The sequence below is a fragment of the Burkholderia sp. Bp8998 genome, assembly GCF_003854235.1.
Taxonomy (GTDB): domain Bacteria; phylum Pseudomonadota; class Gammaproteobacteria; order Burkholderiales; family Burkholderiaceae; genus Burkholderia.
Window position 1 is genome coordinate 93,426 of record NZ_QTQF01000029.1, and the last position, 16,710, is coordinate 110,135.

The following is a 16,710-nucleotide window of genomic DNA, read 5'->3' on the forward strand; positions in this document are numbered from 1 at the left end:
CCGGCACCCGCACCGAAAAAGCCCGGGCCGTCTTCCGAGTCCGGTAAACTGGCGGTTTTCCGCAATCCCGCTGTATTCCCACCCCATGACTCAAGACGAACTCAAACGCCTGGTCGGCCAGGCGGCCGCCGATTATGTGATCCAGAACGTGCCGGAAGGCGCCGTGATCGGCGTCGGCACCGGCTCGACCGCCAACTGCTTCATCGACGCGCTCGCGGCCGTCAAATCGCGCTATCGCGGCGCCGTGTCGAGCTCGATCGCGACGACCGAGCGCCTGAAATCGCACGGCATCAAGGTGTTCGACCTGAACGAGGTCGAATCGCTGCAGGTGTACGTCGACGGTGCCGACGAAATCGACGCAAGCGGTGCAATGATCAAGGGCGGCGGCGGTGCGCTGACGCGCGAGAAGATCGTCGCGTCGGTGGCCGATACGTTCGTCTGCATCGCGGACGGCAGCAAGCGCGTGCCGGTGCTCGGCGCCTTCCCGCTGCCGATCGAGGTCGTGCCGATGGCACGCACGGCGATCGGCCGCCGCGTGACCGCACTCGGCGGCGTGCCGGTGCTGCGCGTGACGAAGGACGGCGCGCCCTACATCACCGACAACGGCAACGAAATCATCGACGTGAAGGGGCTGCAGATCGCCGATCCGCGCGGTTTCGAAGCGCAGGTCAACGCATGGCCGGGCGTCGTGACGGTCGGCCTGTTCGCCGAGCGCGGCGCGAATCTGTGTCTGCTCGGCACGGCAAACGGCGTTGAAACGATTGTTTATCCCGGTTAATTGAAACTGAATGAGAAGCAGTCCGTAATGGCGTCAGGATGCCGTAACGGATTGCATGTTTAAATTTGGCAAAAACCGCGGCCCGGCAAGCGCAGAGCGCTTTCCGGGCCTTTTTTGAAGTCTTATAAATCACCCCGTCAAAAAGAGGGATAACCCTGTCAGGTGTTTACCAGATAGCGAAATATCCCCGAACTCATCAACTTATAGATCATAAGAACAGTCGTAACCAGGGCCGGCGGAACTGCGGAGCAGGTGTTCGCAAATCGACGCACGGGGAGGTGTCATGGAGCAGGGCAAAGACCGGTCACTGGTCGCCAAAGTGATGGATGGGCTTGTCGCGGGTATCGTCGAGGACAAGTACGGCGGCATTCTGCCGCCGCAGGACGTGCTGTCGAAAGAGTTCGACGTGAGCCGTACGGTGATGCGCGAAGCATTGTCGATGTTGCTTGCGCGCGACATGCTCGACGTGCGTCCGAAAGTCGGTACGCGCGTTCGACCGATGCGCGACTGGCGCATGATCGATGAAGACGTGGTGAGCTGGCGGTTTCGTGCGAAGCCGGATCCGCAGTTCATGCGCGACGTCATCGAATTCCGGATGCTGATCGAACCGCGCGCGACCGCGCAGGCGGCCGTCCGTGCGACGGCGGTCGACATCGCGGGCATCCGCGAGGCGTTCGAGGCGTTCAAGGTGTTGCAGCCGGGCGACCCCGGTTACGACACGGCGGACGAGCTGCTGCACACGCGGATCGTCCAGGCGAGCGGCAATCAGTTCTTCCAGCAGATGGCGGCGATCGTGCGCGGCGCGGTGCGTCTCGTGAATCCGCGCGTCGTGCAGAAGGATGGTGCGCACGACATCGCGATGAAGGCGCACGCGCGCGTCGTCGATGCGATCGAACGGCGCGATCCGCGCGAAGCCGAAGCGGCGTCGCTCGCCCTGATCGATTTCAGCGCCGACGAGATCTCGCGCGATTTTTCCGTTGACGTGCCCGTGCGTGCCTGAATCGGCACGCGTCGTTTATCCCTGAGCCGGCGAGCCGTTTATCATGACGGTCGGCCGGCAGCGTGCCGGCCACCGTCATACGACCGACACGGAAGATCCGGATGAACGACCTCGACAACCGCCCGGTGCGCTTCGGCATCGTCGGCGCAGGCAGCATCGCACGACGTTTCGCGCAAAGCCTCGCTCACGTGCCGGGTGCCACGCTCGCCGGTGTGTGGGCACGCCGCGCCGACGCGGCAACCGCCTTCTGCGACAACTGCGGCGGTACGCCCGCCGCCAGCCTCGACGTGCTTCTCGCGAGCGACATCGACGCGATCTATATCGCGACCCTCCATGACAGTCACGCGCACTACGCGCAAGCGGCGCTCGCCGCCGGCAAGGCCGTGCTGTGCGAAAAACCCGCGACGCTGAACGCGACGCAACTCGACGCCGTGCTCGAGACGGCACGCGCTGCCGGACGGCTCTTCATGGAAGCAATGAAGCCGCCATTCTTTCCGCTGTACCGTCAGTTGCGCGCGCACCTGCATGACGATCCGATCGGCGAGATCAGACTCGTGCGCGCGGGCTGCGCATCGTCGTCGGTGCCGGACGATCATTCCGTCTATCGTCTCGATCGCGCCGGCGGCGCGCTGCTCGACATCGGGATCTACGAAGCGTTTCTCGCGGTCGACTGGCTCGGCGCCGCACTCGACGTGCAGACGCTCGGCCGCATCGGCACGACGGGCGTCGACGTGTTCGCGAGCGTGAACACCCGTCACGCGAACGGCGGCATTGCGCAGCTCTTTTGCGGGCTGGACGTGATGGGCCGCGGCGATGCGCTGATCGCGGCGGCGGGCGGGCACGTGACCATTCACGAGAAGTGGTGGAACCCCGCACGGGCGACGATTCGCTATGCCGACGGGCGTATCGTCGAACTCGATGCACCGGTCGACGGCGGCGGTCTGAACTACGAGACCGCGCATTTCTGCGATCTGCTGCGCGCGGGCGAACTCGAGAGCCCGATCATGACCCACGACCATTCGCGACGGATGATCGCGATGACCGACGCGGCACGCGCGGCGCTCGGCGTGCGCTATTCGGGCGAGTAGGCGGGAAAGACGGGGCCGGGCGCGCATCCGCGCCCCGGCGGGCGGTGCAACATGCTCAGTGCCGCGCGGGCAGCGACAGGCGCTTTTCGTACCAGCGCTGGACCCATTCGAGGATCTGGCACAGCACCCAGTAGACAGCGGCGGCGGCCAGGTACAGCGGCAACGGCTGGTAGGTCGCCGCGATCACTTCCTGGGCGCTGCGCAGCAGCTCGGTCACGGTGATGACCGACACGAGCGACGTGTCCTTGATCAGGCTGATCAGGCTGTTCGACAGGCTCGGCACCGCGATGCGCAGCGCCTGCGGGCCGATCACGTAGCGCAGCGTCTGCCCCCACGACAGCCCGAGGCTGTATGCGGCCAGCCATTGGCCGCGCGCGATGCCGTTGATTGCACCGCGCATGCTTTCCGACATGTAGGCGGCGACGTTCGCGGACAGCGCGATCACGCCGGCCGGCGTCGGATCGAGCGAGATACCGAGGCTCGGCAGCCCGTAATAGATGACGAAGATCTGCACGAGCAGCGGCGTGCCGCGCATCAGGCTCACATACGCGCGCGCGAGCCCCGCGAGCGCGTTGACCCAGATGCGCTCGAAGCCTTCGAGCGGCTCGCTTTGCCGGATGCCCATCATCGCGAGCACGACGGCGCCGAGCAGGCCGAACACCATCGACAGCACGGCGAACTTGACGGTCAGTACGGCACCCTGGGCGAGTACCGGCAGCGATTGGACGAGCAGGGACGTTGTCGACATGGAATACGAATCGAATGCGTGCGCGAAAGCGCAATCATAAACCGGACTAATAAAACAAAGGGCGGCATCGTTTCGGATGCCGCCCTTTCCGGCCCGCCGTCAGGCGGGAAGCAGAGGCGTGCTTACTTGACCGGCTTCGTCACGTCGATGCCGAACCACGTGTCCGAGATCTTCGTGAACGTGCCGTCGGCTTCGAGTTGCGCCATCGCGTCGTCGATCGCCTTCTGGAACTTCGGGTTGCCTTTCTTGAACGGGATGCCCGACGGATTCGCGGAGCCGACGTTCGAGCCCGGGCGCAGCGGCAGCTGCGAGTTCTTCGTCAGGTACGCGAGCATCAGGCGGTCGTTCAGCGCCGCGTCGAGACGGCCGGCCGCGAGGTCGCGCAGGTACTCGGGCGCGCCCGGGTACGTCTTCACGTCGATGCCGGGAACCGACTTCGCCATGTCCATGTAGTTCGTGCCGAGCGCGACGCCGAGCTTCTTGCCCTTCAGGTCCTCGAGCGACTTGAACTGGCGCGTGTCGTCCTTGCGCTGGATCAGCTGCGCGGATGAGTACGTGTACGCGGGCGAGAAGTCCAGCGTTTCCTTGCGCTTGTCGGTGATGCCGACCTGGTTGGCGATCACGTCGAACTTGCCGGCCTGCAGGCCCGCGATGATGCCGCTCCATTCGGTCGTGACGAACTCGACCTTCACGCCGAGCTTCGCGGCGATAGCCTTCGCGATGTCGACGTCGAAGCCGACGAGTTCGCCTTGCGGGTTCTTCGAGTTGAACGGCGGGAACGTGCCTTCGAGGCCGACGCGCAGCGTGCCGCGTTGCTTCACCTGGTCGAGGAGGTCGGCCGCATGCGCGGTGGCGGCGGCGAACGACGTGCCGATCAGGCCGGCGACCAGCAGCTTCTTCAGCAGCGAAATTTTCATCGTGTGAGTTTCCTTGCCCCCAGCGGGGCGCTTGATTCTGACAGTGGGGTCGATCATAGCAAAAAAGCAATCGGCCACTAAATATCGTTTGTTTATGGCTATATTACGCGGTGCCATCGCGCGCGATGGCCTTCACGCATTCGGCCACGAGCGCGGGGCCGCGATAGATGAAGCCTGTGTACAGCTGGACGAGCGACGCGCCGGCCGCGAGCTTCGTGCGCGCGTCCTCGCCCGAGAAGATGCCGCCGACGCCGATGATCGGCACCGCGCTGCCGACTTCGGCATGCAGCTTGCGGATTACTTCGTTCGACGCGTCGAACACCGGGCGGCCCGACAGGCCGCCGGCTTCGTCCGCGTGCGGTAGGCCCTGCACGGCCGCGCGCGACAGCGTCGTGTTGGTGGCGATGACCGCTTCGATCTTGTGGCGCAGCAGCGTGTCGCCGATTTCCTTGACCTGTTCGTCGTCGAGATCGGGCGCGATCTTCAGCGCGAGCGGCACGAGCTTGCCGTGCAGGTCGGCGAGACGCTGCTGCTTGTCCTTCAATGCGGCGAGCAGCGCATCGAGTTCGCCCGCGCCCTGCAGCTGGCGCAGGTTCTTCGTGTTCGGCGACGAAATGTTGATCGTCACGTAGCTCGCGAACGGATACACGCGCTCGAGGCAGTAGAGATAGTCTTCCGCGGCGCGTTCGATCGGCGTGTCGGCATTCTTGCCGATGTTCAGGCCGAGAATGCCGCGATAGCGGGCCGCCTGGACGTTCTTCACGAACTGGTCGACGCCGTGGTTGTTGAAGCCCATCCGGTTGATCAGCGCGTCGGCCTGCGGCAGGCGGAACATCCGCGGGCGCGGGTTGCCCGGCTGCGGGCGCGGCGTGACCGTGCCGACCTCGATGAAACCGAAGCCGAGCGACGCGAGGCCGTCGATGGCCGCGCCGTCCTTGTCGAGGCCGGCGGCGAGACCGACCGGGTTGCGGAACGTGAGCCCCATCACGGTGCGCGGCGCATCAGGCACGCGAGCCGACAGCGCACAGGCGAGGCCGGTGCGGCCGGCCGCGCCGAGCGCGCGCAGCGTGAGGTGGTGGGCGTCTTCCGCATCCATCTTGAACAGGGATGCGCGGGCCAGCGGGTAGAGGGAACTGAACACGGGAATTGGGCGGACGGCCGGAATGAATGACAACCCGCTATTTTACCGGGAGTTGCGCGGCAAGGGCGGGCTTCGCTTCGCACGTGCCGGCGGTGGCAGTTCTCGTGTGGTGGTGCGGTGGCCCGTGCATGGGCAGAAACAGTGCCCGTTGCAAGCCGCGAAGCCGCGCCGCGGGGCGGCCCGTCAACCCGACCCGGAATGTCCGCCCGGCAACGGCGCGCGAGCCAGTGCAGCGTCGACCGGCGGCAGGTCGACCCGATCGGGATCGAGCACTTTCCAGCGGCCGTCGAGCAGCCCTTCGAGCGGATGGAAGTTCGCCTTGTAGGCCATCTTCGGGCTCTCGCGAATCCAGTAGCCGAGATACACGTACGGCAGGCCGAGGCTCTTCGCCTGCTCGATCTGCCACAGGATGTTGTAGGTGCCGTAGCTCGTGTGCTGGTCGTCGGGTTCGAAGAACGTGTAGACCGACGACAGTCCGTCGCCGAGGATGTCGATCATGCTGACCATGCGCAGCTTGCCGGGCTCGCCGCCCGGTGCATCGAGGTCGCGGAATTCGACGAGGCGCGAATTGATCCGGCTCTGCAGCAGGAACTGTTCGTACTGGTCGCGGCTGTCGCGATCCATGCCGCCGCCTGCGTGGCGCGCCGACTGGTAGCGCATGTAGAGCGCGTAGTGCTCCTCGTCGTAGTGCAGCGGCGAGACCGTCGCGACGAGCGTGCGGTGCCGCTTCCACATCCGGCGTTGCGTGCGCGACGGCGTGAACGCGCCGACCGGCACGCGCACCGGCACGCAGGCACGGCAGCCGTCGCAGTACGGGCGATAGGTGAACACGCCCGAGCGCCGGAAGCCGGCCTTCACGAGCTCGGTATAGATGTCGGAGTTGATCAGGTGGCTCGGCGTCGCGACTTGCGAGCGCGCGACGCGGCCGTCCAGATAGCTGCACGGATAGGGCGCCGTTGCATAGAATTGCAGCGCCGAAAGCGGTGAAAGCGGCAGCTCAGTCGGGTGAGTCATGGGCAGCTCTCGATGCAGGGAGGGAGTGCCGCGCTAGCGCTCGATTCCGGAGGGGGCCGCCGGTTCGGCGGGGCCCGTCAGCGCAGCGAGCACGCGCTTGTCGAACTGCCACGGAATCGGCGGTTCGGCTACCGCGCGGCGCACGTGAGCAACAAAGGCCTTGCGTGCGATCTCGCGGCCGCCGAGCGACGCTAGATGCGACGTATTCTGCTGGCAGTCTATCATCTCCAGCCCCTGCTCGCGAAGGTGGGCGACGAGCGTTGCCAGCGCGATCTTCGACGCATCGGTGGCATCGGCGTACATCGACTCGCCGAAAAACATGCGCCCGAACGCGACGCCGTAGAGGCCGCCCACGCGGCGTCCGTCGTGCCACGTCTCGATGCTGTGCGCATTGCCGGAGCGGTAGAGCGACGTATACGCGTCGATGATCTCGGCCGTGATCCAGGTGCCGCGCTGCCCGCGGCGCGGCGCCTGCGCGCACGCGCGCATCACGCCCGGAAAGTCATGGTCGACGCGTACTTCCCACGCGGGGTCGCGCAGCACGCGTTTGAGCGTCTTGCGCAGCGACGGGGACACCTTGAATTCGGCCGGCGCGAGGATCATCCGCGGGTCGGGGCTCCACCACAGCACGGGCTGGCCGTCCGAATACCACGGGAAGATGCCGCGCAGGTAGGCGTCGATCAGGCGGGACGGCAGCAGGTCGGCGCTCGCGGCGAGCAGCCCCGGTGCGCCGGTCGCGGGGCCGAGCGCGCGTTCGACAGGCGGAAACGGATCGTCCGGGCCGAGCCAGGGGACCATGGGGCGCGGACTCAGCCGTTGCGCAGCGAGCGGAAGATATCGCCGGTGTGGACGCCGTAGCCGCCGGCGGCGCGATCGGCGAAGAAGAAGCGCAGCGTCTGGCTGACGGTCGGGAACGCAATTTCGTCCCACGGAATGTCGGCTTCGTCGAACAGCTTGACTTCGAGGCTTTCCTCGCCGGCCTCGTAAGCCGGATCGGTGAGCCGCGCCAGATAGAACAGGTGGACCTGATGCACGTGCGGCACGTTGAGCAGCGTGAACAGGTTCTGCACCTCGACGCGCGCGCCGGCTTCCTCGAGCGTTTCGCGCGCGGCGGCCTCGGCCGTTGTCTCACCCATTTCCATGAAGCCTGCCGGCAGCGTCCAGAAACCGTAGCGTGGTTCGATCGCGCGACGGCACAGCAGGACCTGATCGCCCCAGACCGGCACCGTGCCGACCACGTTGCGCGGATTCTGGTAGTGGATCGTGCCGCAGTGATCGCAGATGAAGCGCTCGCGGTTGTCGCCCGGAGGAATGCGCGCGATGACTTCGTGACCGCAGACGGAGCAGAATTTCATGACGAGTGGAAGGGACGAGGTGATGCGAGTGTATCACCGGGGCGGGGCATTCTCGAACGCGAGCGCATGTGCGCGGCGTGCGCCGCGAAGCGCAACGTGCGATGCGCGCAATCGCGCGCCGAAAAACAAAAAGCCCGGCATGGAGCCGGGCTTTTTGCATGAATCGGGACGTTGGTTGCGGGGGTAGGATTTGAACCTACGACCTTCGGGTTATGAGCCCGACGAGCTGCCAGACTGCTCCACCCCGCGTCCGTCGAAGAATTGAATTATATGGACTAACCCGAATGCTTGCAAGCACTTTCTGACAATCGCGCTGCAATCGCGGACGGGACGCTTGCAGGGCCGGTACGGCAGGCGCGTGCGCTAGAATCGTGCGGTTTGCTTGTGTCGTTCATTCCCGCAGCGGAGTCGTGCGCGAAGCGCGTCGGTGCCGTTGCAACACTCACTACTGCATCGACGGATTCATGGACATCGCTCACGATCTGCAATCGATCGGCGCGCAGGAACAGGCGCTCGTGTTTCCCTATTTCGACCCGGCTCGTGCCTGGGCGCTCGGCAACCGGATGCATGCACTCGCGACGTCGCGCGGCCATGCGATCGCGATCGACATCGTCACGTTCGGCCAGCCGATGTTCTACGCGGCGCTCGCCGGCGCGACGCCCGACAACGCCGACTGGGTGCGGCGCAAGCGCAACGTCGTCGCGCATTTTCGCCGCAGCTCGTATGCGATCGGCCTGCGCATGCAGCAGGCCGGCGCGACGCTCGCGGACAAGCACGGGCTGCCGATCTCCGAATATTCGCCGCACGGCGGCGCGTTTCCGCTGACCGTCGCGGGGGCCGGCGTGATCGGCTCGATCACCGCATCGGGGCTGCCGCAGCGCGCGGATCACGAGTTCGTCGTCGAAGCGCTGTGCGCCGAGCTCGGGCAGGACTATGCCGTGCTGGCACTTGCAAGGAGCTGAGCGATGCAGCTTCCGGGTTACGCATGGCTCGCGATCGCGATCGTCGCGGAAGTGGTCGGCACGTCCGCGCTGCGTGCGGCGGACGGCTTCACGCGCTTCTGGCCGTCTGCGCTCGTCGTGGCCGGTTACGGCATCGCGTTCTACTGTCTGTCGCTCACGCTGCGCACGATGCCCGTCGGCATCATCTATGCGGTGTGGTCGGGTGCCGGCATCGTGCTGATCACGCTCGTCGCGATGCTGCTCTATCGCCAGGTGCCGGACCTGCCGGCCGTGATCGGCCTTGGGCTGATCATCTCGGGCGTCGTGGTGCTGAACCTGTTCTCGAAGATGCAGGCGCACTGAGCGTGCGCCCGCGATACGCCGGATGGCTCACATGACCGATTCCACTGCCGCTTCCGCCGAAGCCGCCCAGCCCGACGTGCGCGCGCATGTCGCGAACCGTATCGGCTATCTCGAACTAAACCGGCCGAAGGCGCTGAACGCGCTGTCGGTCGGGATGATCCGCCTGATGCAGCAGGCGCTCGATGCGTGGCGCGACGACACGGAGGTAGTCGCCGTCGTCGTGCACAGCCCGCATCCGCGCGCGTTCTGCGCGGGCGGCGACGTGCGCTTCTTCCACGAAGCGTGGCAGCGCGGCGACCGCGATGCGGTCGACACGTTCTTCATCGAGGAATACACGCTCAACCATACGATCTTCACCTTTCCGAAACCGTACATCGCGTTGATGCACGGCGTCGTGATGGGGGGCGGCATGGGCATTTCGCAGGCGGCGCGGCATACGGGCGGCCTGCGTGTGGTCACCGATTCGACGAAGATGGCGATGCCCGAAACGCGCATCGGCCTGTTCCCGGACGTCGGGATGAGCTGGTTCCTCGCGCGCACGCCGGGCGCGATCGGCCGCTATCTCGCGGTGACCGGCGCGACGCTGGACGCGGCCGGCGCGCTGTATGCGCAGCTCGCCGACGTGTACCTGCCCGATGCCGCGCTGCCGGCACTGCTCGATACGCTGCGCGGCGCGCGCATCGACAACGGTGCGCAGGCCGTCGCATGCGTGGCCGACGCGGCTGCCGCGCACAAGGTCGTGCCGACGCCCGACACGTCGGCGCTGGCCGACGCGCGTGCCGGGATCGACCGGCATTTCGCGCAAGCCGATATCGGTGCGATCCTTACGTCGCTCGACGCCGAGCAGGATTGCGCCGCAGTCGACGGATGGGTCGAGAAGGCGACGCACGCGATGCGCAGCCAGCTGTCGCCGCTGTCGATGGCCGTGTCGCTCGAAGTCGTCGAACGGGCGCGCGGTGCGACGATGGCCGATTGCCTGCGGCGCGATCTCGACCTCACGCGTTCGACGTTCGCGCACGGCGACGTGATCGAAGGCGTGCGCGCGCTGATCGTCGACAAGGACAACCAGCCGGTCTGGCGCTTCAAGTCGACTGCCGATATCGACCGGGCCGACGTGCTCGCGATGTTCGACAGCCCGTGGACGCCCGACACACATCCGCTGCGCGACCTGAAGGACTGACGGGCCGCGGTATCGAAGCGAAAAGCATGAAGGCCGCCTGCATGTGCAGGCGGCCTTCTCATTTGCGGATGCCGATCCGGCTCGGCGACGGCGGGCCGGGGCCTCGCCGCAAGTCGCGCATTATTCGTCGCCGGCGTCATCCGACATGAACGCGCGCATGAACACGAGCGCGCCGAAGCCCCATACAGCGTTCGCCGCGAAACCGGCCGCGAGCACCGGCATCATGTTGCCCGACGGCCAGATCCCGCGCAGCGGATCGATCGCGAACACGCGGGCGGCCGTCAGCACGATGCCGCCGAACACCAGCGCGCCGATCCACGGCGCTTCGCGGTCGGGCGACACGCGCAGCAGCCACGCCATCGGGATCGCGCAGCACGCACTGATCAGCGCGTTCGCGACAAATTCAGGAATGCCGAGCGGCGCGAACGGTTGCGTGGAGAACCCGGCGGCGGCGATCAGGTCGGCCGTGTGCAGGAGCGCGAGCGTCGCTTCGCGAAAGAAGAGGGCGGCCAGGAAGCCGGACAGGAACGGCAGGATGACTTTCTGCATCGATGAGTGCATTGCGGGCGCGGCCGGCCGGGGCTGTCCGCGCGATGTTATTCGGATAGGTGCGTCATTATAGGGCCCGGCCGACGCGATATTCGCTGGAGCGTCGTGCTAATCACGAAAGCGGAAAACCTAAGCTCAAAAAAATCGTTCCAAAGCCCTGCACCGATCCCTAGACTGATTTCCCAGAAACAGCCGTGCAATCGCGTACTCGCCCGCGGCACGGCCTGACCGGCGAGCCATCCCGATTCGAACGCTCACCATGCATGCGTCGCTCATTCGCGACGCGAGCAGGGCCTCGTTTTATCCAGATTCCGGCAAGGACAGTCAAGCAGGAGCAGCAGATGAACGTTTTCTGGTTTATTCCCACGCACGGCGACAGCCGTTACCTCGGCACCGCCGAAGGCGCGCGCGCCGCGGATTACGATTATTTCAAGCAGATCGCCGTCGCGGCCGACACGCTCGGCTATGAAGGCGTGCTGCTGCCGACCGGCCGTTCCTGCGAGGATGCGTGGGTCGTCGCGTCGAGCCTGATTCCGGCGACGCAGCGTCTGAAATTCCTGGTCGCCGTGCGTCCCGGCATCGCATCGCCCGGCCTTGCGGCGCGGATGGCCGCGACGTTCGACCGTCTGTCGGGCGGCCGCCTGCTGATCAACGTCGTGACGGGCGGCGATGCCGCCGAGCTCGAAGGCGACGGACTGTTCGCCGATCACGATACGCGCTATGAAATCACCGACGACTTCCTGAACATCTGGCGCGGGCTGCTGTCCGCATCGCACGACAACGGCGGGTTCGACTACATCGGCAAGCACCTTCAGTCGAAGGGCGGCAAGGCGCTGTATCCACCCGTGCAGCACCCGCATCCGCCGTTGTGGTTCGGCGGATCGTCGCCGGCCGCGCACGCGATCGCCGCGGATCACATCGACACCTATCTGACCTGGGGCGAGCCGCCCGAGGCCGTCGCGAAGAAGATCGCCGACATCCGAGCCCGCGCCGAGGCGCGCGGCCGCAAGATCAGGTTCGGCATCCGCCTGCACGTGATCGTGCGCGAGACCGAGGACGAAGCGTGGCGCGATGCAGAGCGCCTGATCAGCCGTCTCGACGACGAGACGATCGCCCGCGCGCAGAAGGCATTCGCGAACATGGATTCGGAAGGCCAGCGCCGGATGGCCGCGCTGCACGGCGGCAAGCGCGGTGGCCGCGAGGCCCTCGAGGTGTATCCGAATCTGTGGGCCGGTGTCGGCCTCGTGCGCGGTGGCGCGGGCACCGCACTCGTCGGCAACCCCGAGCAGGTCGCGGAACGCATGCGCGAATACGCGGATCTCGGCATCGAGACGTTCATCCTGTCCGGCTATCCGCACCTCGAGGAGTCGTACCGTTTCGCCGAACTCGTGTTCCCGCTGATCAAGGGCAACGGTGCGGCGCGGCCGTCCGGCCCGCTGTCGGGGCCGTTCGGCGAGATCGTCGGCAACAACTACTTGCCGAAGGCAAGCCAGAGCTGAACGAAGGAGGCCTGCGATGACAACGAAAACGTCGACGACGGGCGCCGCCGTGGCCGCCCGCGCCTGGCGCGGCATCGCGCCGTGGCTCGTGCCGCTCGCGCTGCTGGCCGCATGGGAGGCCGGCGCGCGCGTCGGCTGGCTGTCGACCCGCGTGCTGCCCGAGCCGGTGGCGGTCGTGCGTGCCGCGTGGTCGCTCGTGACGTCGGGCGAGATGTGGGCGAACGTGAAGGTCAGTACCTGGCGCGCGCTGTTCGGCTTCGCGATCGGCGGTGGCGTCGGCCTGGCGCTCGGGCTCGCGACCGGCCTGTCGAAAGCGGCGGAGGTCGCGCTCGATTCAACGATCCAGATGATCCGCAACATCCCCGCGCTCGCGATGATTCCGCTCGTGATCCTGTGGTTCGGCATCGACGAGAAGGCGAAGCTGTTCCTCGTCGCGCTGGGCGTGTTCTTTCCGGTCTACATCAACACGTATCACGGGATCCGCTCGGTCGACGCGAACCTGATCGAGATGGCGAAGAGCTACGGCGTGCGCGGCTTCGCGCTGTATCGCGACGTGATCCTGCCCGGCGCATTGCCGTCGATCCTCGTCGGCGTGCGCTTCGCGCTCGGGCTGATGTGGGTGATGCTGATCGTCGCGGAAACGATTTCCGCGCAGTCGGGCATCGGCTACATGACGATGAACGCGCGCGAATTCCTGCAAACCGATGTGGTGGTGGTCGGCATCCTGCTGTATGCGGTGCTCGGCAAGCTGGCCGACGTGCTGGCGAAATGGATCGAGCGCGTGACGCTGCGCTGGCACCCCGCTTATCAATCAGGAGCAAAGGCATGAATGCGACGACTTCGGCGGCCGCCTACGGCCCGCTCGCCGGCGCAGACCTCGAGGCCGAACTGGCGCACGCGCGCGTGACGGACGACGACGCACGGGATGCGGCGATCGTCGATCGGGACGGCGGTGCATCCGTCGTTCCGCTTGCACGGCGGCGCACGGGCAGCCCGGCACAGGACGACGCGGTGACGCTGTCGGGCGTCAGCAAGCGCTTCGGCACGCGCACCGTGCTCGACAACGTCGAGCTCGGCATCGCGCGCGGCAGCTTCGTCGCGATCGTCGGCCGCAGCGGCTGCGGGAAATCCACGCTGCTGCGTCTGGTCGCGGGACTCGAAGCGCCGAGCAGCGGGGCGCTCGTGACGCGCGGCGAGCGTGGCGGCACGCTCGACACGCGGATCATGTACCAGGATGCCCGATTGCTGCCGTGGAAGACGGTGCTGCAGAACGTGATGCTGGGCCTGGGTCGCGGGGCACGCGATCAGGCGCGGGCGGTCCTCGACGAAGTCGGGCTGCTCGAGCGTGCCAACGACTGGCCCGCGCAGCTGTCGGGCGGCCAGCGGCAGCGCGTCGCGCTCGCGCGTGCGCTCGTGCACCGGCCGCAGCTGCTGCTGCTCGATGAGCCGCTCGGCGCGCTCGACGCGCTGACCCGTATCGAGATGCATGCGCTGATCGAGCGGTTGTGGCGCGAGCATCGGTTCACCGCGCTGCTCGTCACACACGACGTACAGGAGGCCGTCGCGCTCGGCGACCGGATCCTGCTGATCGAGCAAGGGCGCGTCGCCCTCGATCAGTCCGTACCGCTCGACCGGCCGCGTGGGCGCGCATCGGCTGCGTTCGCGGCGCTGGAAGATCGCGTGCTGCAACGCGTGCTCGCCGGCGGGCCGGGCGGGGGCGATCGGGGCGCGGCGCCCGAAGTCGATGATGTACGACCGGTCGGGCAGATTCGCTGGGCCGTTTAAATCCGGGCGGCGCCGGCCGCCCGTTCTCAAACATTTTTCTTCGGAGCGATCAACCCGATGAGCATCACTGCAATCAACGTGCGTAACCAGTTCAAAGGCAAGGTGAAGGAGATCATTCGCGGGCCCGTGGTGTCCGAGGTCGACGTCGAGACGCCGTTCGGCATCGTCACGTCGGTGATTACGACTCGCTCGGTCGACGAACTCGAGCTGAAGGTCGGCGCGGAAGTCGTCGCGCTCGTGAAATCCACCGAAGTGTCGATCGCGCGCCTCTGAACGTGTTTCCGGTGCCGGCGCCGCGGACGGGCTGCCTGGTCGTCCGTGGCGCCAGGCCTCATGGTCGCGCGTTTGCCGCGGTATTCGGCGTCCGGACGAAGTGCTAGGATGGAGCGACACCGACGCCGGAGGCCAACGCATGACCCCCATCCTTTCTCCCGAAGCCATCGAGGCGCTGAAGTGGATCGACCAGTTCGGCGACAGCCGGCCGGTCCCCGCCGCGTTCGACGATGTCGTCTATGCGTTGCTGAACGAAGGGCTGATCTACCAGGCGGCGGCCGACCGTGTCGACCTGACCGCCGACGGCAAATCCATCTTGTCTAACGAATACGACTGAGCGCACGGCGCCGGCCGCCGAGGCGGCCCGGCGCTGCGTCGCCACGGAGCGAGCGATGGAACCGAGAGGCAGCGATCTCGGCGATTTCAGCGAGCCGTACCGCGGCTACGAGATCGAGGTGAAGACCGAGCAGGTATGGGACGGCGAGCATGCGCACTACCGCGTGCTGCAGGGCGCGGCCGTGCGGATCGACTGGCGGCTCGTGAAAGTCGATGGGATCCTGCTGACCGAACGGCGCGTGATCGAGCGCGTACTCGACGAGGCGCGGCGGGCCGTCGACGCCGAACTGGGCGAGGGCGGGCCGGTCTAGTCAGGCTGCCGGGCCGGCCTGGTCGCGTTGCGGTAAAATCTCGGGTTGTTTCCCGCGCCGCTTGCTGCCCCGAATTCCATGTCCGCACCGTCCTCGCTTCCTCCCCGCCGCGTTTCCGTGGCGCCCATGCTCGACTGGACCGACCGTCATTGCCGGTCGTTCCATCGCACGCTGACGCGCGACACGTGGCTGTATACGGAAATGATCACCACGGGCGCGCTGCTGTTCGGCGACGCCCAGCGGCATCTCGCGTTCACGCCGAACGAATCGCCGGTCGCGCTGCAACTGGGCGGCAGCGAACGGGACGATCTCGCGCGCGCGGCGAAACTCGGCGAGCAATGGGGCTACGACGAGATCAACCTGAATTGCGGCTGTCCGTCCGAGCGCGTGCAGCGCGGCGCGTTCGGCGCGTGCCTGATGAACGAGCCGCAACTCGTTGCCGACTGCGTGAAGGCGATGCGCGATGCGGTATCGGTGCCGGTCACGGTCAAGCACCGGATCGGCGTCGACGCGGTCGAGGATTATGCGTTCGTGCGGGACTTCGTCGGCAAGGTGGCGGAGGCGGGCTGCGAAACGTTCGTGGTGCACGCGCGCAATGCGATCCTGAAGGGGTTGTCGCCGAAGGAGAACCGCGAGATCCCGACGCTCAAGTATGACTATGCGTATCAGCTGAAGCGCGATTTTCCGTCGCTCGAGATCGTGATCAATGGCGGGATCAAGACGCTCGACGAAGTCGCGCAACATCTCGAGCATGTGGACGGCGTGATGCTCGGGCGCGAGGCGTATCACAACCCGTATGTGCTCGCCGGCGTCGATGCGCGCTTCTATGGGTCGACTGCGGCAGTGCCGACGCGCGAGGAGGCCGAGGCGAAACTGATCGAATACTGCGCGGCGGAACTGAAGCGCGGCACGTATCTCGGCGCGATCGTCCGGCACGCACTCGGGTTGTATCGTGGCGTCGCGGGTGCGCGCGGCTGGCGTCGTGTGCTGTCCGACAACAAGAAGCTCGCGCGCGGCGATCTGGCCGTGTTCGACGAGGCGCGCACGCATCTGAACGACGCCGAAGAAATTTTTAAAAAAAATGCTTTGCAAGATTCAAAAGTGTTCGTATAATCTTGTTCTTCGCTGCTGAACACGAAACGAAGCAGCGAAGAACCAAAGCAGTATCAGTGGTGGCTGTAGCTCAGTTGGTAGAGTCCAGGATTGTGATTCCTGTCGTCGTGGGTTCGAGTCCCATCAGCCACCCCAAAGAATTCTGAGCGGTATCCAGTAGTTAGAAACGGCACTGTCCCACAAGACAGTGCCGTTTTTGTTTTGTAATTCCCAAATTGGGAATTACATACCGCGTCGCTTAAGGAAGGTCTGCATAACCGCGTAACTCTCGACGAGGCATCAATTCAGCGACCGATGCCCCTGCCCATCACGCCATACA

At 66.1% G+C, this 16,710-nt stretch carries 20 protein-coding genes and 2 tRNA genes; 14 read left to right on the forward strand and 8 right to left on the reverse strand.

Annotation, left to right across the window (positions count from 1 at the left end; all coding sequences use genetic code 11):
- The first annotated feature begins 85 nt into the window (after nucleotides 1-85).
- The 3 genes from rpiA (at nucleotide 86) to DIE06_RS26145 (ending at nucleotide 2,866) form a co-directional block, all read left to right on the forward strand.
- A complete protein-coding gene (gene rpiA / locus DIE06_RS26135; RefSeq protein WP_124663858.1) occupies nucleotides 86-778 on the forward strand; it encodes a ribose-5-phosphate isomerase RpiA in 693 nt (230 codons plus the stop codon).
- 283 nt (nucleotides 779-1,061) lie between these two features.
- Nucleotides 1,062-1,778 (forward strand): FadR/GntR family transcriptional regulator, encoded by a 717-nt coding sequence (locus DIE06_RS26140; RefSeq protein WP_124663859.1) that lies wholly within the window; start codon nucleotides 1,062-1,064, stop codon nucleotides 1,776-1,778.
- Nucleotides 1,779-1,879: 101 nt separating this feature from the next.
- A complete protein-coding gene (locus DIE06_RS26145; RefSeq protein ID WP_124663860.1) occupies nucleotides 1,880-2,866 on the forward strand; it encodes a Gfo/Idh/MocA family protein in 987 nt (328 codons plus the stop codon).
- Nucleotides 2,867-2,921: 55 nt separating this feature from the next.
- Here the strand turns inward: DIE06_RS26145 and DIE06_RS26150 are convergent, their stop codons facing one another.
- The 7 genes from DIE06_RS26150 to DIE06_RS26180 all read right to left on the reverse strand — a co-directional run bounded on the left by DIE06_RS26150 (nucleotide 2,922) and on the right by DIE06_RS26180 (nucleotide 8,290).
- The gene (locus DIE06_RS26150) at nucleotides 2,922-3,614 is read right to left on the reverse strand and encodes an amino acid ABC transporter permease (RefSeq protein ID WP_124610677.1); all 693 of its coding nucleotides are present in this window, start codon (nucleotides 3,612-3,614) and stop codon (nucleotides 2,922-2,924) included.
- A 122-nt stretch (nucleotides 3,615-3,736) separates the two neighbouring features.
- Nucleotides 3,737-4,531, reverse strand: a complete 795-nt coding sequence (locus DIE06_RS26155) for a cystine ABC transporter substrate-binding protein (protein ID WP_124663861.1) — start codon at nucleotides 4,529-4,531, stop codon at nucleotides 3,737-3,739.
- Nucleotides 4,532-4,634: 103 nt separating this feature from the next.
- Nucleotides 4,635-5,672, reverse strand: coding sequence for a quinone-dependent dihydroorotate dehydrogenase (locus DIE06_RS26160; protein WP_124663862.1), 1,038 nt, complete (start codon nucleotides 5,670-5,672; stop codon nucleotides 4,635-4,637).
- A gap of 183 nt (nucleotides 5,673-5,855) precedes the next feature.
- Nucleotides 5,856-6,686, reverse strand: a complete 831-nt coding sequence (locus DIE06_RS26165) for an arginyltransferase (RefSeq protein WP_124663863.1) — start codon at nucleotides 6,684-6,686, stop codon at nucleotides 5,856-5,858.
- 33 nt (nucleotides 6,687-6,719) lie between these two features.
- Complete coding sequence (aat, locus tag DIE06_RS26170; RefSeq protein ID WP_124663864.1) at nucleotides 6,720-7,484, reverse strand: leucyl/phenylalanyl-tRNA--protein transferase; 765 nt, start codon at nucleotides 7,482-7,484, stop codon at nucleotides 6,720-6,722.
- A gap of 11 nt (nucleotides 7,485-7,495) precedes the next feature.
- Nucleotides 7,496-8,041, reverse strand: a complete 546-nt coding sequence (locus DIE06_RS26175; RefSeq protein WP_124610682.1) for an NUDIX hydrolase — start codon at nucleotides 8,039-8,041, stop codon at nucleotides 7,496-7,498.
- 172 nt (nucleotides 8,042-8,213) lie between these two features.
- Nucleotides 8,214-8,290, reverse strand: a tRNA-Met gene (locus tag DIE06_RS26180).
- A gap of 215 nt (nucleotides 8,291-8,505) precedes the next feature.
- On the opposite strand from DIE06_RS26180, the gene DIE06_RS26185 reads away from it, so the two are divergent.
- The 3 genes from DIE06_RS26185 to DIE06_RS26195 are packed head-to-tail and all read left to right on the forward strand — an operon-like array spanning nucleotide 8,506 to nucleotide 10,525.
- Nucleotides 8,506-9,003 (forward strand): heme-degrading domain-containing protein, encoded by a 498-nt coding sequence (locus DIE06_RS26185; protein ID WP_124663865.1) that lies wholly within the window; start codon nucleotides 8,506-8,508, stop codon nucleotides 9,001-9,003.
- A gap of 3 nt (nucleotides 9,004-9,006) precedes the next feature.
- A complete protein-coding gene (locus DIE06_RS26190; RefSeq protein ID WP_034186989.1) occupies nucleotides 9,007-9,345 on the forward strand; it encodes a multidrug efflux SMR transporter in 339 nt (112 codons plus the stop codon).
- A gap of 31 nt (nucleotides 9,346-9,376) precedes the next feature.
- Entirely contained in the window at nucleotides 9,377-10,525 is a 1,149-nt protein-coding gene (locus DIE06_RS26195) for an enoyl-CoA hydratase/isomerase family protein (RefSeq protein WP_124663866.1), read from the forward strand.
- Between the two features lie 120 nt (nucleotides 10,526-10,645).
- Here the strand turns inward: DIE06_RS26195 and DIE06_RS26200 are convergent, their stop codons facing one another.
- A complete protein-coding gene (locus tag DIE06_RS26200) occupies nucleotides 10,646-11,074 on the reverse strand; it encodes a hypothetical protein (RefSeq protein ID WP_124610686.1) in 429 nt (142 codons plus the stop codon).
- 341 nt (nucleotides 11,075-11,415) lie between these two features.
- Here DIE06_RS26200 and ssuD point away from each other — a divergent pair, with 341 nt between their 5' ends.
- The 8 genes from ssuD (at nucleotide 11,416) to DIE06_RS26240 (ending at nucleotide 16,526) form a co-directional block, all read left to right on the forward strand.
- Complete coding sequence (gene ssuD, locus DIE06_RS26205) at nucleotides 11,416-12,573, forward strand: FMNH2-dependent alkanesulfonate monooxygenase (protein WP_124663867.1); 1,158 nt, start codon at nucleotides 11,416-11,418, stop codon at nucleotides 12,571-12,573.
- Between the two features lie 16 nt (nucleotides 12,574-12,589).
- Nucleotides 12,590-13,402 (forward strand): aliphatic sulfonate ABC transporter permease SsuC, encoded by an 813-nt coding sequence (gene ssuC, locus DIE06_RS26210; protein ID WP_124663868.1) that lies wholly within the window; start codon nucleotides 12,590-12,592, stop codon nucleotides 13,400-13,402.
- Nucleotides 13,399-14,358, forward strand: coding sequence for an ATP-binding cassette domain-containing protein (locus DIE06_RS26215; protein WP_124663869.1), 960 nt, complete (start codon nucleotides 13,399-13,401; stop codon nucleotides 14,356-14,358). Before ssuC ends, DIE06_RS26215 begins: the two co-directional genes overlap by 4 nt.
- A 57-nt stretch (nucleotides 14,359-14,415) precedes the next feature.
- Nucleotides 14,416-14,631 carry a molybdopterin-binding protein gene (locus DIE06_RS26220; protein ID WP_006400187.1) on the forward strand — a complete coding sequence of 72 codons (216 nt, stop codon included), beginning with the start codon at nucleotides 14,416-14,418 and terminating at the stop codon, nucleotides 14,629-14,631.
- Nucleotides 14,632-14,770: 139 nt separating this feature from the next.
- Complete coding sequence (locus DIE06_RS26225; protein ID WP_014897153.1) at nucleotides 14,771-14,968, forward strand: hypothetical protein; 198 nt, start codon at nucleotides 14,771-14,773, stop codon at nucleotides 14,966-14,968.
- Nucleotides 14,969-15,023: 55 nt separating this feature from the next.
- Nucleotides 15,024-15,278 carry a hypothetical protein gene (locus DIE06_RS26230; RefSeq protein WP_124610691.1) on the forward strand — a complete coding sequence of 85 codons (255 nt, stop codon included), beginning with the start codon at nucleotides 15,024-15,026 and terminating at the stop codon, nucleotides 15,276-15,278.
- 126 nt (nucleotides 15,279-15,404) lie between these two features.
- The gene (dusA, locus tag DIE06_RS26235; protein WP_260433770.1) at nucleotides 15,405-16,391 is read left to right on the forward strand and encodes a tRNA dihydrouridine(20/20a) synthase DusA; all 987 of its coding nucleotides are present in this window, start codon (nucleotides 15,405-15,407) and stop codon (nucleotides 16,389-16,391) included.
- 59 nt (nucleotides 16,392-16,450) lie between these two features.
- Nucleotides 16,451-16,526: transfer RNA gene (locus DIE06_RS26240), tRNA-His, on the forward strand.
- The last annotated feature ends 184 nt before the right edge of the window (nucleotides 16,527-16,710 follow it).

Excerpts from the sequence above, each read along its gene's own strand:
- rpiA (WP_124663858.1), top strand. The coding sequence starts at position 86 with ATGACTCAAGACGAACTCAAACGCCTGGTCGGCCAGGCGGCCGCCGAT.
- DIE06_RS26140 (WP_124663859.1), top strand. The coding sequence starts at position 1,062 with ATGGAGCAGGGCAAAGACCGGTCACTGGTCGCCAAAGTGATGGATGGG.
- DIE06_RS26145 (WP_124663860.1), top strand. The coding sequence starts at position 1,880 with ATGAACGACCTCGACAACCGCCCGGTGCGCTTCGGCATCGTCGGCGCA.
- DIE06_RS26150 (WP_124610677.1), bottom strand. The coding sequence starts at position 3,614 with ATGTCGACAACGTCCCTGCTCGTCCAATCGCTGCCGGTACTCGCCCAG.
- DIE06_RS26155 (WP_124663861.1), bottom strand. The coding sequence starts at position 4,531 with ATGAAAATTTCGCTGCTGAAGAAGCTGCTGGTCGCCGGCCTGATCGGC.
- DIE06_RS26165 (WP_124663863.1), bottom strand. The coding sequence starts at position 6,686 with ATGACTCACCCGACTGAGCTGCCGCTTTCACCGCTTTCGGCGCTGCAA.
- aat (WP_124663864.1), bottom strand. The coding sequence starts at position 7,484 with ATGGTCCCCTGGCTCGGCCCGGACGATCCGTTTCCGCCTGTCGAACGC.
- DIE06_RS26175 (WP_124610682.1), bottom strand. The coding sequence starts at position 8,041 with ATGAAATTCTGCTCCGTCTGCGGTCACGAAGTCATCGCGCGCATTCCT.
- DIE06_RS26185 (WP_124663865.1), top strand. The coding sequence starts at position 8,506 with ATGGACATCGCTCACGATCTGCAATCGATCGGCGCGCAGGAACAGGCG.
- DIE06_RS26190 (WP_034186989.1), top strand. The coding sequence starts at position 9,007 with ATGCAGCTTCCGGGTTACGCATGGCTCGCGATCGCGATCGTCGCGGAA.
- DIE06_RS26195 (WP_124663866.1), top strand. The coding sequence starts at position 9,377 with ATGACCGATTCCACTGCCGCTTCCGCCGAAGCCGCCCAGCCCGACGTG.
- DIE06_RS26200 (WP_124610686.1), bottom strand. The coding sequence starts at position 11,074 with ATGCAGAAAGTCATCCTGCCGTTCCTGTCCGGCTTCCTGGCCGCCCTC.
- ssuD (WP_124663867.1), top strand. The coding sequence starts at position 11,416 with ATGAACGTTTTCTGGTTTATTCCCACGCACGGCGACAGCCGTTACCTC.
- ssuC (WP_124663868.1), top strand. The coding sequence starts at position 12,590 with ATGACAACGAAAACGTCGACGACGGGCGCCGCCGTGGCCGCCCGCGCC.
- DIE06_RS26215 (WP_124663869.1), top strand. The coding sequence starts at position 13,399 with ATGAATGCGACGACTTCGGCGGCCGCCTACGGCCCGCTCGCCGGCGCA.
- DIE06_RS26220 (WP_006400187.1), top strand. The coding sequence starts at position 14,416 with ATGAGCATCACTGCAATCAACGTGCGTAACCAGTTCAAAGGCAAGGTG.
- DIE06_RS26225 (WP_014897153.1), top strand. The coding sequence starts at position 14,771 with ATGACCCCCATCCTTTCTCCCGAAGCCATCGAGGCGCTGAAGTGGATC.
- DIE06_RS26230 (WP_124610691.1), top strand. The coding sequence starts at position 15,024 with ATGGAACCGAGAGGCAGCGATCTCGGCGATTTCAGCGAGCCGTACCGC.
- dusA (WP_260433770.1), top strand. The coding sequence starts at position 15,405 with ATGCTCGACTGGACCGACCGTCATTGCCGGTCGTTCCATCGCACGCTG.